General features: G+C 41.8%; 13 protein-coding genes. 2 read left to right on the top strand and 11 right to left on the bottom strand.

Annotated elements, in window-relative coordinates:
- Positions 1-12: 12 nt before the first annotated feature.
- Genes C5695_RS05775 through C5695_RS05755 form a run of 5 tightly spaced genes read right to left on the bottom strand, consistent with a single transcriptional unit; the run spans position 13 to position 6,495 of the window.
- Entirely contained in the window at positions 13-1,362 is a 1,350-nt protein-coding gene (locus C5695_RS05775) for a lysine N(6)-hydroxylase/L-ornithine N(5)-oxygenase family protein (protein ID WP_117729913.1), read from the bottom strand.
- The gene (locus C5695_RS05770; protein WP_117729912.1) at positions 1,337-1,891 is read right to left on the bottom strand and encodes a GNAT family N-acetyltransferase; all 555 of its coding nucleotides are present in this window, start codon (positions 1,889-1,891) and stop codon (positions 1,337-1,339) included. Before C5695_RS05770 ends, C5695_RS05775 begins: the two co-directional genes overlap by 26 nt.
- Entirely contained in the window at positions 1,888-3,669 is a 1,782-nt protein-coding gene (locus C5695_RS05765) for an IucA/IucC family protein (protein ID WP_117729911.1), read from the bottom strand. Before C5695_RS05765 ends, C5695_RS05770 begins: the two co-directional genes overlap by 4 nt.
- The gene (locus C5695_RS05760; RefSeq protein ID WP_117729910.1) at positions 3,666-5,162 is read right to left on the bottom strand and encodes a pyridoxal phosphate-dependent decarboxylase family protein; all 1,497 of its coding nucleotides are present in this window, start codon (positions 5,160-5,162) and stop codon (positions 3,666-3,668) included. Before C5695_RS05760 ends, C5695_RS05765 begins: the two co-directional genes overlap by 4 nt.
- Positions 5,149-6,495, bottom strand: a complete 1,347-nt coding sequence (locus tag C5695_RS05755; RefSeq protein WP_117729909.1) for an aspartate aminotransferase family protein — start codon at positions 6,493-6,495, stop codon at positions 5,149-5,151. The genes C5695_RS05760 and C5695_RS05755 overlap by 14 nt, the downstream gene beginning before the upstream one ends.
- Positions 6,496-6,879: 384 nt before the next feature.
- Between C5695_RS05755 and C5695_RS05750 the strand changes: the two genes are divergently transcribed.
- Entirely contained in the window at positions 6,880-7,416 is a 537-nt protein-coding gene (locus tag C5695_RS05750) for a serine O-acetyltransferase (protein WP_117729908.1), read from the top strand.
- Here C5695_RS05750 and C5695_RS05745 read toward each other — a convergent pair.
- The 3 genes from C5695_RS05745 to C5695_RS05735 form a co-directional block, all read right to left on the bottom strand.
- Positions 7,411-7,671 (bottom strand): hypothetical protein, encoded by a 261-nt coding sequence (locus C5695_RS05745; protein WP_117729907.1) that lies wholly within the window; start codon positions 7,669-7,671, stop codon positions 7,411-7,413. The two genes, C5695_RS05750 and C5695_RS05745, sit on opposite strands and share 6 nt — an antisense overlap.
- A 208-nt stretch (positions 7,672-7,879) precedes the next feature.
- Complete coding sequence (locus tag C5695_RS05740; RefSeq protein ID WP_117729906.1) at positions 7,880-8,446, bottom strand: GNAT family N-acetyltransferase; 567 nt, start codon at positions 8,444-8,446, stop codon at positions 7,880-7,882.
- Positions 8,447-8,460: 14 nt separating this feature from the next.
- Complete coding sequence (locus C5695_RS05735) at positions 8,461-9,327, bottom strand: AraC family transcriptional regulator (protein WP_117729905.1); 867 nt, start codon at positions 9,325-9,327, stop codon at positions 8,461-8,463.
- A 113-nt stretch (positions 9,328-9,440) separates the two neighbouring features.
- On the opposite strand from C5695_RS05735, the gene C5695_RS05730 reads away from it, so the two are divergent.
- The gene (locus C5695_RS05730) at positions 9,441-10,817 is read left to right on the top strand and encodes an MATE family efflux transporter (protein WP_117729904.1); all 1,377 of its coding nucleotides are present in this window, start codon (positions 9,441-9,443) and stop codon (positions 10,815-10,817) included.
- Positions 10,818-11,039: 222 nt separating this feature from the next.
- Here the strand turns inward: C5695_RS05730 and C5695_RS05720 are convergent, their stop codons facing one another.
- From C5695_RS05720 to C5695_RS05710, 3 genes are read right to left on the bottom strand one after another with little or no spacing between them, the layout of a single operon-like run.
- Positions 11,040-11,879: a phytoene/squalene synthase family protein gene (locus C5695_RS05720; RefSeq protein WP_117729903.1), complete on the bottom strand. Its 840-nt coding sequence runs from the start codon at positions 11,877-11,879 to the stop codon at positions 11,040-11,042.
- Positions 11,872-13,347 (bottom strand): phytoene desaturase family protein, encoded by a 1,476-nt coding sequence (locus C5695_RS05715; protein ID WP_117729902.1) that lies wholly within the window; start codon positions 13,345-13,347, stop codon positions 11,872-11,874. The genes C5695_RS05720 and C5695_RS05715 overlap by 8 nt, the downstream gene beginning before the upstream one ends.
- A complete protein-coding gene (locus tag C5695_RS05710) occupies positions 13,344-14,861 on the bottom strand; it encodes a phytoene desaturase family protein (protein ID WP_117729901.1) in 1,518 nt (505 codons plus the stop codon). The genes C5695_RS05715 and C5695_RS05710 overlap by 4 nt, the downstream gene beginning before the upstream one ends.
- Positions 14,862-14,996: the final 135 nt, after the last annotated feature.

Genomic DNA, 14,996 nt, shown 5'->3' with positions numbered 1-14,996 from the left:
GCTTCATCCTCCTTAACCTTTGATTTTTTCAAATGTGTTGACGTTCTGATGTGTACCAAATGTCTGGAAGACGTGCTTTTGATAAAGTGGATACACGGTTTGACGAGCAAGTTCATTGATAATCACACTGTTTCGGTAAGCCCCAAGCCCTAAATCTGGAGCGCCAACCCCATGTGTATGAAGCTCTGCATTTTGCACAAAAATATCATTTTCACCCATCGTATTTGTTTTCAAACGATATTCACGTTCAACTTGGAACCGTCCTTGATCGTCCCATTGAATGTGGTGAGAAATTGGGTTGATAAACGGCGGCAGTACCGATTGATACCCCGTCGCCAGCACAACAATATCTGTCTCATGTGTAAAGGAGTCCTCTTTGACCCATTGCGTGCATGAAAGAGATAAGCCTTCCGCTGTTTCTTCAATTAAGTTGATCTCCGTCATCGCTTGAAGCACTGTGTTCAACTGCTCTCCGCATGCTGAACGTTCATAAAGCAAATGATAAATATCACGGATCATTGCAGAGCTGATGCCCTTATACAGCAAATCTTGCTGCTTTAACAACGAATCCTTTTTTGTTTGCGGAAGCTCATAAAAGAAATCAATATAATCTGGAGAGAAATATTCAAGACCAAGGTTTGAATATTCCATTGGGAAAAATCCTTTAGAGCGTGTGAACCAGTGAATATCCTTCGCCTCATCATCTGACAAAATATCATAAAACACTTCGGCCGCACTTTGGCCAGAGCCGATCACTGTCACAGATTTCCCTTTGAAACAGCCTTCTTTCTTTCGTTTTAAATAGTCAGCAGAGTGAAAAACTCTCTCTCCTAAAGCTGGCTGGAGCGATGCTGGTATCGCAGGCTGTGTACCAATTCCTAAAACGAGATGCTTACTCTCAAATACCTCTACGGTTTGATCGTTCACATGACGGACATGCACTTCATACCGCTTTTCTCCTGCTTTCTCGATCAATGAGATAGATTCGACATTCATGCCAAATCGGCAAGAGTCTAACTGATCAGCAACCCAGCGGCAATAATGACTGTATTCCTTGCGCGGGATGTGGAAATCCTCTAGAAAGTAAAATGAATACAAACGGTTTTGTTCCTGCAAATAGTTAAGAAAGCTATATTTGCTTTTCACATCTGCCATGCTGACAAGGTCTGCCAAAAAAGGAACTTGCAGTGTTGTCCCCTCAATGAGCATCCCTGGATGCCAATGAAAGGCTTCACTTTTTTCAAAAAATAGAGCGTCGATTTCATTTACCTCTTCAGATAATGCGGCAAGTCCCAGATTAAAAGGACCAATACCGATCCCAATTACATCCACTACATTATTTTGCTTGTTGAACCTCGTCATGGTTATACTTCCTTTCGAATCGTTCTCGATTACAAAACATCAAAAGACCTGTTTTATCTGGTAAATTAACTGGTTTTACACGTTCGAAGCCGCATTTTTCAAATACATGGATCATTTTTTCATTGCGAATATCAGGCTCAGCGACGATTTTTTCTGTTCGTTTGTTCTGTTCAAATTGAAATGCTGTCATGGCCTGAAGCAGTGGAGCCGCAAATCCTTTTCCTACATAATCCGGCTCCCCTATTAACAGGTGGATGCCTTGATCATGCGGAGAAGGCTGATAGTAGGATTCAATGACATCTCCTTTGACGTTGTATGCCTCAAAATAACTCATTGGCGTCCCATCAATTGTGCCTAAATAAAGGGTTTGATGCGGATCATGAATCGCCTGATAAAAATGCTTTTCAAAAGCAGGAAACGGAATATTCAAATGCCAAAATGGGTGAACGTACTCTTCTTGCATCCATTTGTGGACGAGCTGGACATCCCTTTCATATTCAGCTCGAATAAACCCTATACGATGCCTCATCCAATCAGTGCCTCCTTATGTAAAAAGAGCGGATTCAAGACCGCTGTGTAGCGCGACTGTGTTTCCAGAGATCCTGTCAGCTCATCCATATCTTCAAAACGTGTCAGCAAATTCGCTTTTGAAGGAAGTTCTTTTGAGCGGAGAAGGCTGTTTGTCAGTTCAGACGCCCCGAATGTCTCCTCATGAGCGAGCAATGTGTCTCTCACAAGCACCAGCAAGTTCTCTTCCTTCGCTAACCCTTCTGTGCCAAAGCCGTTAATGAGACCAAATAAATGATTAAAGAAGAAATAATAACGGAGTCTCTCAACAGCCACATCATCTGCACATATCGTTTCACTTCTCACGCTTAAATTCTGAACAAGATTGGCGAGCTTATCCTTTTTCGATTCACTATAATAGTAGCCTTGATTGTCCCGATAATAGAAGGTGTCCGGGTAACCAGCCTTCATTTGCACAACAGCATTTTGCTGATGCGCTTCCAGTGCAAGACCATATGTTTCAAACAGCCAGAGCATCGGTTCTAACGATATGGTTAAATATTGCTTAAACCAATCTTGGCTGACAGCCTCCGTTGATCGGCCTTCTGCATCTGCAAGTTCATGTATGATTCCAGCTAATCGCGATCTTCCACCATACGCATGGTCCTGACATAATCCAGCAATTAAGCTTGCTCCTTTTTCACGATGCAAAAATGGATTTTGACGAATGACTACTTCAAAGCCAGATTCTGCTTCATCTCCTTGAATAGATAAATAGGCAGGATCTTCAATGACCCGGAAGCCAGGGAATTTATCGTATAAAGAAACTCCTAATTCTGTTTTTAAAATGCGCGACATTTCTACTCCGCGATCGAGTTCCTTTTGTTTATTGATACGTAAGGAGTTTGTAATTTTCACAGGAACAGAGAATTTGAGCATGTAAGCAGAGTCCTTTTGATAGACGGTTCTAAAGGAAGACGTCGCTGTGTATTCAGATCCGAGCGGCCCTAAATAAGTGAGTTTCCCTTCCTCTATATACCATTTGACAAACGCCTTCTCTAAGACCACCTTGACTTGAAGCGGGTGAATCGGAATGAGCACATATTCTCCGTTTTCTACTAACGTATTCAGTCTCTCTTTTTCTTCTGGCACTTGGCGCAAGAGCTCCTCTAGCATGAGACTTGCCGCAGACTGTGTAATAGACGAATCCTGAAGCACAATCGAATGATGCGCTTTAAAGTAATGAAGCTGGAAAGTCCCTTTCAGCTCAGGAGAATAGATTGCTTCCTCCTCCTCTGTCATTCCTTGTCTGCTTTTTGGGGTAGGATGCGTTAAATGACCAAGGAGAAGTGACTGCTCAGCCTCGATATACTCAAAATCGGCTTCAGAAAGAGCGGATCGATCACTTTCTCTCTCCTTTAAGAACCGTTCAATATTTCGGCAGCTTAAAATGATGCGAAGCATGAATTCATCCTCTGCATCTGTGCGGCCATATTCAATGAGAAGCTCCTTTGAACATAGAGCAACAAGTGTCGTGTAATCGACAATTACTCCTTCTTGTTCACTGCCTTGCGGGCGAAAACGAATCGGAAAATCAAAGAGATGGCGGCCAACACGTGAAACATATCGAATCGGAATCACAAGCTCTAGATCTTGTTTTGCTAGTTTTGCAATAAATACAACCGAGCCATCTGGTCTCGTCTCTTTTTTTGCAGATCGATCGATTCCTGTTTCACGTAAAAAACAGTTTAAAAAGCTTTGCATAGTTGCATTTTCAGCCATTTGTTTATATTGACTCAACGTAGTACCCTCCCGGATTGAATATGAGCGATCCCGATATCAACGATGTCAGAAAGGATTTCCTCAATATGTGTGATTGTCGTTCTCGGATTTAACAAAGTGAATTTTAAGCATGTTCGGCCATCAACCACTGTTTTCGCAATGACAGCTTTTCCTGTTTTGAATAATGTCCGATGAATGATTTTATTAATCTCATCCGCTCGGTGCTCATCCTTAAATCGGAAGACAACTGCATTGATTTCTGGCTCTCGGTTGATGACTTCAAGGTGATCATTGATCTCAATAAGCGTAGCCACATCTTTCGCAAAATGAATGGTATGGTCAATGATGTCGCCAAAACCGTCTTCTCCAATTAGACGAAGAGAGAGAAGTAATTTCAAAGCATCAAATCGGCGCGTCGTTTGGACAGATTTATTGACGAGATGTAGAATACCATCGAGTTCATCTTCCTTTGGATTCAGATAGTCTGCATGATAATCGATCAAACCAAAATGTCTTTTATCCTTTAGTAAAAATGCCCCGCAGGATATCGGTTGATAAAATTGTTTATGAAAGTCGATCGTGATTGAATCCGCAAGCTCAATCCCGTCTAATTTACTTCGATAGATTTCACTTAATACAAGTGCTCCGCCGTAGGCAGCATCTGCATGAATCCATAAACCGTATGGCTTAACAAGGTCAGACACATCACGAACTGGGTCAATACTGCCAAAATCCGTTGTCCCACAAGTGGCTACTACCGCGAAAGGCAGCAAGTTCTGCTCCTTCAACTCAGCCATCTGCTTTTTTAGATCATCAAGGTCCATTCGATGGTGCTCATCCGTTTCGACCAATACGACTGCCTGCTCCCCTAAACCTAGCTGGGATGCAGATTTTTTCACAGTAAAGTGAGCATTTTTAGAGCAAAGAATCCTCATGCGATGAGCTTCGCCTGGTAAGCCTTTCTGCTGAACGTTCCACTGCCATGTCTTTTGACAGAAGGCATCTCTCGCCAAAAGTAGCCCCATATAGTTAGACTGGGTTCCGCCGCTCGTAAATGTGCCATCTGCTAGATCACCATAAGAAAACTTCGCACATAGCCACTTAAGAATTTCCTCCTCAACCAAAGAAGCAATACCGCTTTGATCAAAGGAATCCATTGATTGGTTAAAGGAACTCACCATCACCTCTGCGGCAAGTGCAGGAATGAGCGGCGGGCAATGTAGATGTGCCAAGCATTTAGGATGTGATACATCGATCAAATGCGGCAAAAGATGCTCTTTTATATCTCGAAAGACAGATTCAATGGATTCACCAGACGGTTGAAACTGGAATAACGATTCGACACTAGCCGCTAATTTCCCAGGCAATATTCCGCTGTATGGTCCTGTACCTTGTTCCAGCTGACCAAGTAAGCTATCGATAGATGTATGAAGAGCCGCTTGGAAGGATTCTCTCCCAAGCTGGCTTTGATTTATAAATAATGAATCAACAGAAGTTTTAGTTGATTGCATCGTACACGGCCTCTTTAAAAATAGCGATGACTTTTTCTAGCTGTTCTTCTGTCATAATGAGTGGCGGTAAGAAGCGAATCACACTTCCAAAACGACCTCCTGTCTCCACAATTAAACCTTTATCGAAGCAATTCTTTTGAATGAGACTAGCCAGCTCAGGATTCGCTGGATAACTTCCGTCCACATCCTGTTTCTCATTTGGATTGACTACTTCAACACCAATCATTAAACCTCTGCCTCTCACATCACCGAGAGCAGGGACTTGTTTTTGGATGTCTTTTAGATGCGCCTGCATACGATCTCCTAACCGTTCTACATGATCAAGCAGGTTATTTTCTTTGATAAATTTAAGCGTAGCAGTTCCGGCAGCCATCGCCATTTGATTCCCTCTAAATGTCCCAATGTGTGCTCCTGGATTCCATTGATCTAAATCTTGATCATAAATCACAACTGAAAGCGGCAGGCTGCCACCAATGGCTTTTGACAGCACAATGACGTCGGGCACAATTCCTGCATGTTCAAATGCAAACATCTTACCTGTTCGGCCAATGCCTGATTGAACCTCATCAATAATGAGAGGAATGCCTTTTTCTTTTGTGATTCTTCTCATTTCTTTCATCCATTCAATAGATGCTGGAATAGAGCCTCCCTCACCTTGCACTGCTTCAAAGATCATACCTGCAGGCGGAAGAATACCACTTTCAGGGTCATTTAATACGCGCTCGATATAAGAACTTGAAATGCGGTGAGAGTCTTTACCCCCAATTCCAAACGGGCAGCGATATTCATATGGATATGGCATGAAATGAACATCAGGTATTAATCCTTGCACTCTTTCCTTCGGAGATAAATTTCCACTTAATGACATCGTGCCGTGTGTCGCACCGTGATAAGCACCATGGAATGAAAGAATGGAACGATTCCCTGTCGCTGTCTTGACTAATTTCATTGCTGCTTCTATGGCATCACCACCAGTTGGCCCGCAAAATTGAATTTTCGCTCTTTTTGCAAACTCTTCTGGTAAGTGTGAAAAAATTTCATTCACAAATTCTTCTTTAATTTCTGAGGTTATGTCCAGCGTATGCAACGGTCTTTTTTCATGAAGCATACGTTCAATAGCTTCTATAACAACTGGATGATTGTGACCAAGTGCAAGTGTTCCTGCACCTGCCAGACAGTCATAAAACTCTCTGCCATCCGCATCTGTCACGATCATACCCTCGGCTTTTTGCATGGCTAATGGGAACCGTCTCGGGTAAGACCTTGCATTCGATTCTCTTTGACTTTGCTGCTCTAAAAATTGCTGATTTTTAGAAACGGTTTTGATGGACATAATAAAACACTCCTCCAATTGATAAAGATTATCATTTTCATTTACTAGCCTAGAGGATGTGAGATATGAAAGTCAATTGTATTCAAAAAGATGATTCGAAAAGCATATGAATGCAATATTCTTTTTTTAGCGAGTATTTTCGAGTAATGTTTACAACCTTTACTGCCATAAGGAGATACAACGCCTGAGACAGAGCGATGTTGAAAAAAATTACAAAACAATCTTCCTGGTTCTTTTGTTCTACTTGTCACGAAGCACTTATTTCATACAGGAAAATCGATGAAACGGACGCAGAAAAACAAAGAAATAACGTCACTCTATATTGATATAAATGGTTATAATGGTATAATTTCTCTGAAACAAAAGGGAATGGAGAGGGATTTGATGATTTTAACGAAGCACGATCTTCACCACTACTTGGCGCAGGATAAGAAAGCATTAGCCATCACGCGCAAAAGACCTAAATGGTTTGGGGATGATATATGGAAATACCAAAGGATTTTACGAAAATATGAATACTATTCTAATAGCGGTACTACACTACGAAAATGGTTTTATCGTTATTTACATAAAAAGAAAGGCATGCAGCTTGGATTTGATATTCCGATTGGTGTCTTTGGCCCAGGCCTTAGAATCAATCATACGGGTCTCTTAATTGTGAATAAGCATGCTAAAATTGGGGCATTTTGTGATATTCATCAAGGGGTGAATATTGGGCAAAACCATCATGAAAAGGATGTGCCAACCATTGGAGATCATGTATGGATTGGTCCTGGCGCTAAGCTGTTTGGGGATATCTATATTGCGCACCATATTTCAATCGGAGCAAATGCCGTTGTAAACCGATCCTTTCACGAGGAGAAGATTGTTATTGCAGGTGTGCCGGCACAAAAGGTAAAAGAAAAAAGCCCTTCCTCATGAAGGACTTGCCTGATAGAAAAGAATGATACCGATCAAAACAGAGAAGATTAGCATGAGATAAAATAAGATCGTTAAAATGAGAATTATCCAGCCGAGCCCCTTCCTCTCTGTCTTGATCAAATAAATACCGAGAACGATGGTACTAAATAGAAGGCCTAAAATGGCCCACAGCCATTTGTCTTTATGATGCTTTGGCGCATCAAACCATAAATAAATGGCAACAGCAAGTGAAACGAAAAAACCTGTTATTCTCACGTTCCATCTCTCCTTTTTGAAAATGTGTAGTGTCTAATATGTGTTTGAGTACCCAGTGATCAATCATAGATGTAAAACACAAAAAAATTCCTAGCGCATAACCCGTAGTAGATAGCTGGCGACTAATATGTAGACAAGCCATCACGTTCAACCAGCTCACATGCACCTGTCTCTTTTATAGTTTATTCAAACATTCAATCCTTTTGTCCTAAAATGATTCATCATTGTGGCGCGGGAGGCTTTGCCATTCCTCTCTCAGCATCCCATAGCGCATCGAATCATAATATTCTCCTTGATAGTAACGAACCTTTCGCAGTCTCCCCTCAAGAACAAATCCGCATTTCTCCGCGCACCGCATCATGCGTTCATTTCCTGACCATGTGGTTAGACCAATTCGAGGAATATCAATATGGGCAAATAGCTCATCGATCCATAAACTCAATGCTTTTGTTCCAACGCCTCCACTCCAAAAATGTGAGTCATATATAAGAATGCCGCATTCAAGCCATCGTGTACGTTCATTCTCCCAATAATAAGACACCGTGCCTTTGATTTCACCATCTATTTCAATGCCATATAGCTTTGGGGGAATGGATGTATCCCGCAAGTATTGTCTTTTAAATGCAGCAAGCGGAATCTCTTGTTCATGAAAATATGGGGCATTCCACTTTCGATAGGACTGGTCTGAAGCTTTGAATCTTAAATGCCATACCTTCTCTAAATCGGCTTCGTTTAATGGACGAATGCTCACAAGCTCTTCCTTGACTCTTTTCATCTCTTCACGTTCCTTTACTTTGTCGTTCTTTTTGCTAAATGACGGTACTCGATCGGTGTCATGCCTTCGTTTTGTCGAAACAGCTTAGAGAAATAAGTAGGGTCGTCAATGCCTACTTGTTCTGCAATAGCTGCGATTTTATCATTCGTTGAGGCAAGCATGGTTTTCGCTTTTTCGACCTTGAGACGATTGATGTATTGGTTTGGCGTAAGTCCATACACCGTCTGCATACATCTTGTCATGTAATCAGGATGATAGTGTAGCTGCTCTGCCAGCTCCTCCATTTGCAGTTTCTTCATAAAATGATGCTCAAGATATTGAATCACTTCTGAGGCGACGTTTTCCTTTGCAGTTGGAATATGAAATGCTTCTTTTTGCAAATGAATGAGCAGTTCCTCGAACAGAAGCTGTTTTTTCAGCGGGAGTTCAGAGGCGTTATCATTTAGCACTCGCATCGCTGAAAGATGCTTTTCGAACATATTTCTTCCTTTCACTTTTCCTATACGAGGCAGGCTAAATTCATATGTTGCCGGCTTTTCAAAGGTGGCTTGATTTTGTTTCATATCAAACCAGTGTTCTCTTGGGCGATTCGTCAACTCAAATGGTTCAATTGAGAAATGCAGCCACTCATAGTGAGTTTCTTCTTTGCAAGGCATGTGTCCCGCATGAGACAAGCCTGGTGAGAGAATGATATAATCTCCTTCTTTTACATGATAAGCGGCTTCGTCCTCTGTCATCCATAGTTCACCCTTTGTGACATAGAGAAGATCGAACACAGTGAAGGTTCTTGAAATATGTCTTTCTCCTTGATGAAATACACCTTTACCTGAAGCAATATATACGGGAAACGGCGGTACAGTAAATGTAATAAATCGATCCATATTCATCCCCTTATGAAGTCGGATTTCTCCAATAAGTTTCGGTTTCATCTCTTCTTATTATAGTCGATGCAAGGTACACTATAAATCGGATTTATACGAAAGGAGGTTGATTGATGAAACCTCAATCATTGCCTATTCAAAAGGTTCAAGCGAAGGGTAAAAAAACCCATCCTTCATTATTTACATTAACTTGGCCTATTTTTATTGAAATCTCTTTATATATGCTCATGGGAAGCGCGGATACACTCATGCTCAGCCAATATTCCGATAACAGTGTTGCCGCAGTGGGTGTCAGTAACCAGCTCCTGAATTTAATGATTGTGATGTTCAGTTTCATTACAACAGGAACGACGATTGTGATTGCCCAGCTTTTAGGAGCGAACCGTAAGCAGGAAGCGGCTCAAGTCGCCTATGTCTCACTTGGAACCAACTTCTTGATTAGCTTTGTCATTAGTCTCGTCATGTTTATGTTAGCCGTTCCTATTTTACACATGATGGGCTTATCAAGTGAGCTCATGCCGGATGCGGCGGTATTTTTACAAATTGTTGGCCTGCTTTCTTTTATTCAAGCGCTCATTATGACGTATAGTGCTATTTTAAAAAGCTATGGTTATACAAGAGATACGATGTATGTCACCATTGGAATGAACATACTAAACGTTGCTGGTAACTATTTGGTCATTTTCGGGCCATTTGGCTTTCCTGTATTAGGTGTAATGGGTGTTGCCTTTTCAACCTCACTTTCTCGAATGATCGGGTTAATGGCCATGATCTTTATTGTACGCCGCCGAATCGGATTACGCTTTTCACTGAAGAAAATGTTTCACATACAGCGGACACATTTAAAAAAGCTGCTGAAAATCGGTATTCCTTCTGCTGGAGAACAGCTTTCTTATAACGGCTCTCAAATGATCATTACACTGTTTATTACATTTATGGGGACGCAGGCGTTAGCAGCAAAGGTCTATACTCAAAATGTCATGATGTTCATTATGTTGTTTGGTGCTGCGATTAGCCAAGGGACACAAATTTTAATCGGGCGCCATATTGGGGCGAAAGAATTCGATGCTGCGTATCACAGGTGCATGAAAAGTTTATACTGGGCCATCGCCATCTCTCTTCTTTCTTCCACTGCTTTATCTTTATCATCGACGCATGTGCTTGCTTTCTTCACTAGCAACAGCGAGATCATTCAAATTGCCAGTCTTCTTCTTTTATTGACGATCATTTTGGAGCCGGGTCGTTCTTTTAATATGGTCATTATTAATTCCTTGCGGGCTGCTGGCGACGCGAAGTTTCCAGTGTATATGGCGATGATTTCAATGTGGGGCATCGGGCTTCCGATCGCTTATTTGTTAGGCATTCAGTTTGAGATGGGTCTCATTGGGGTTTGGATTTCTTTTATCGTGGATGAATGGGTAAGAGGCATCTTCATGTATAGACGGTGGCGTTCAAGGGTATGGACGGAGCATCGCTTTTCTTCCACGTAAAAAGGACTGCACTCGCAGTCCTTTCAGATTGTTGACAAAGGCTAAAATGATCTTTATTTTAGCCCTTTGTCTTCTTTTCAGCGTGATAGAAAACCTTTGAAGTCTAGGAAGGACAGCTACTTTTGCGGAGCGAATTTGACATTCGTGAGCACCAGCGCACAGGACTGACACCGAATGCGAGGGTTTGTCTACACGCTGAAAGGACTGCACTCGCAGTCCTTTTTACGTAATATCTTCTAAAATAAGTGCTTTTTCTTGGTTCGAAATAAATGACCGCTTTGTAAACACGCGGTATTCATTTTCTCTTGTTTTATCTAAAATGGCTTTATAAAAGTGAGCAGCTGCTTTCACTGGTATACGTGAATACAGCGGGAATTCATGAAGATGGTCAAAAAACTCCTCGTAGTATGCCTCCGCCTCAAACGCAATGTACTCCCATACGTGCTGAAATGCTTGATTGACAATGCCTTCTTGCAGTTGTTGCTCTGTATATCCAAATTGATCCATGACTTGCTTTGGCAAATAAATACGGTCTCTTTCAGCCTTATCCTCGCCAATGTCACGAAGAATGTTGGTCAGCTGCATACCAATCCCTAATGAAATGGCTGCTTCTTTCAGCTGCTCTTTTTTACGCGGTGCAATAATGGGAAGTAGCATGAGTCCAACGGTACTAGCGACATGATAGGAGTAAATGAGCAGTTCATCTAACGTTTCATACCGGTGCTGCTCTAAATCCATCTCCTGTCCTTGGAGCAAATCACGGAACGGAGCTTCATCCATACGAAACTCTTGAAATGTATGTTCTAGCGCCACCCACATAGGATCATTCCGGTCTACCTCACCATGTAAAAATCGATCAAACGTCTCTCGAAAGGAGGCCAGTTCTTCTTTTGGCGAGGGAGACTCATCTACAATGTCATCTGCTCTCCGGCAAAAGGAATACACAGCCCAGACAGCCTGTCTTTTCTTTTTAGGCAGCATGGAAAAAGCACGGTAAAATGTTTTGGAATGGGTTTGAATCGTCTCTTCACACACTTTCAATGCTGTTTGTACATCAACCACTTAGCTTCACTTCCTTTCTGTCGTTCAAATCTTTAAGTAGTACGGAAGCCATCAGCTTCGCACTTTGCATGACGATCGGCACCCCACCGCCAGGATGAATGGAAGCACCTACTGCATAAAGATTATCGCTTTCTGCTACCTTCACTTGCGGACGGAAAACACCTGATTGAAATAAGTTCGGCGCAAGTCCAAAGCTGCCGCCTTCAAACAATCCTTCTCGCAAGGAATCGTTTGGTGTTCTGACTTTTTTCCAGACAATCGACTCTCTCAATCCCCGAAAGCCTCTTTTCTCAAGACGCTCCAACATGTTCTCTATAAAATCCGTCTCCTCTTCCCAGTTGATATGATCTCCTGAAGGAACAGGAATGAGCATATATAAAACACTACAGCCTTCTGGGGCAAGAGATGGATCAATGATCGATGGATTAAAAGTATAGAACGACGGATCTTGAGGGATCTTCTTCGTTTGAAAAACCTCTTTCATATGCTGATGAAATTGCTCTCCCATAAAAAATTGATGAACAGGTGCATCATGGTACATCTTGTTTAACCCGAGATACACCATCACACAGCCAGAAGAGGGCACGTATTTTCGCCGATCTTGTTCATCTAAACCAAGCTGTTTTAACGTAGCTGGATAATCTCCGTTGATCACAAAAGCATCCGCTGCTATAGGGTTGTCACTGACATTTGCTCTGACCGCCCGCTTTCCCTCAAACTCCAGTTGCGTGACTTCTTCATTTTTTCTGATATGAACACCCATTTTAATGAGCTGCCCTTCCAATATATCTACTAAGCTTGCATAGCCACCTTTTAAATAGTAGATTCCATGGGCATGCTCACTATATGAAACAAGCGAATAAATTGCAGAAGCTTCATACGGGTTCCCTCCGACATAGAGGGTTTGAAGGGCATATGCATCTCGCAGGCGCTCGTCTGAGAAATACTTTTTCAGAGCACTTTGAACCGTTCGATACGCCTTTAATTTCATTAAAATCTTCATATTTGCTTTTGTAAAAAATGTACGTTTTTCATGAAAGGATTTCTCTAAAAAGGCTTGCTGCCCTTCTTGAAATCGGTCCGTCATTTCTTCCATAAACCTTAGAAATCCTTGATCTTCCTTTGGAAAAACACGTCTGATTTCCTCTAGCTGACGAAGTGCATCAGAGTACTTCGTGTAGGAGGTTCCATCTTGATATTGAATTGTATACAGCGGATCAAGCTGTAAGAGATCAAGTGATGATTCATCAATTCCAACCTCTTGTAAAATACTTCTTAACATATCCGGTAGTAGGACAATGGTCGGACCTTCATCTACTTTATATCCTTTCTCACGTACAAAAGCAAGTCTTCCGCCGAGTCGCTCATTTTTTTCAACAAGCGTGACATCATGTCCAGCTCTTTTTAAATAGAGCGCTGAGATCATTCCGCCGATACCGCCACCTGCAATCAATATGTGTTTTTTCATGAGGCGCTCCCCTTTTCTTGATGCGGCATTGTTTTGTGCGTATGTTTCTCTTTTGAAAGAATGGCATTTGTTGTGATACGTGCTGATTCTAAAATGGTTGGCAGCCCGCTTCCTGGGTGCGTTCCTCCTCCTACGAGCCAGCAGTGCTCCAATTCATCAAATTCATTATGCGGTCTTAGAACCATCATCTGCGTCAGTTGGTGGCCAAGGTTAAATGTAGCTCCTTCATATACGTAAAGATCTTCTTCCCATTGCTTCGGCGTGATGATCCGCTCGACTTCTATATGCTGCCTGACATTCTTAAAACCGGTTTTTCGCTCCAGTGTATCTAGCACAAGCTCTCTGAATTCATCTTGATGCGTTTCCCAGTCAATACCGCTTTGATTGTTGGCAACAGGTGCGAGCACATAAAGAGCTGACTTTCCTTTTGGCGCAAGTGAGTCATCTGTGACACTTGCATTTTGGATATAAATGGACGGATCATCTGGCAGCTCATATGTTTTTGTTATACCTTTAACAAATGCAGCATAATCATCAGAAAAAACGATGGTATGATGAGGCTCCTCATACATGGTATCTAATCCTAAATAAAGCATAAAGGTAGAGCATGAGAATTTTTTCTTTTTTAACTTTTTCTCGCTATATTTCTTCAAGAGGCCTGGTTCTACAAGCTTTGTCATCACATATGCAAAGTCTCCATTTACGACAACCTCATCTGCCTGTACTTCTTCCCCAGATTGTAAGCGAATGCCTTTTACTTTCCTGCCTTCCGTCAGCAGTTTTTCAACGCCAGCTGATAGATGAATCGTTGCTCCAGCTTCAACCGCCGCTTTTGCCATCGCTTCAGACAGCTGATTGACACCGCCCTTCGGATGAAACACACCTGTGTCATGTTCCATAAACGAAAGAATGGAGAAAGCACCAGGGCATTCCCAAGGCGACATTCCTAAGTACTTCGATTGAAATGTAAAGGCATATTTCACTGATTCATTTGAAAAATAGTCTGACAGCACATCATATAAACTCTTATTTAATGAAAGCTGTGGAAGTGCTTTGAGCACCTTTGGACGCAAATAATGATGAAAACGATCCATTTTACTTTGTAAAATCGGTGTAAGTCGGTCCATTTTACGCTTTGTATCGTTCATAAATCGTACATACCCTTCACCCTCACCAGGGGCAAAGGCTTCTAACCGTCTATACATTTCGTCACGATCTCGAATCATATCCAGCTGATCGTCTTGAAAAATCAATCTATACATTTCTTTTAATTCAATTACATCAATATAGTCATAAAGATTTTTACCAGCAAAGGTGAACAGCTCCTCTGCAATATGAATCATGCTGAGGAAGGTAGGACCCGTATCAAACGTGAAATCACCAAGTTGAAACTTAGAGTTTCGCCCGCCAACGAAGGGCTGTTTTTCGTATATATGAACATCATGTCCCTTGCTTTGAAGCATCATAGCTGCCGCAAGTCCCCCTGGTCCTGCTCCAATCACAATGATTTTCATTATCCTTTTTCCTCCAAATTAATTCACTTTAAGTTAATTATACAAATGAGAAAGATTAGATCAACTTTTGATGTGCTCTATTGGTCTCATGCTATGTATCAAAAAAGCCGACTTCCTTTCACCAAATGCAAGAAA

It is taken from the genome of Bacillus pumilus, from assembly GCF_003431975.1.
Lineage (GTDB): Bacteria > Bacillota > Bacilli > Bacillales > Bacillaceae > Bacillus > Bacillus pumilus_N.
The sequence above is the reverse complement of the archived record's forward strand: the minus strand, read 5'-3'. Positions and strand labels throughout refer to the sequence as shown.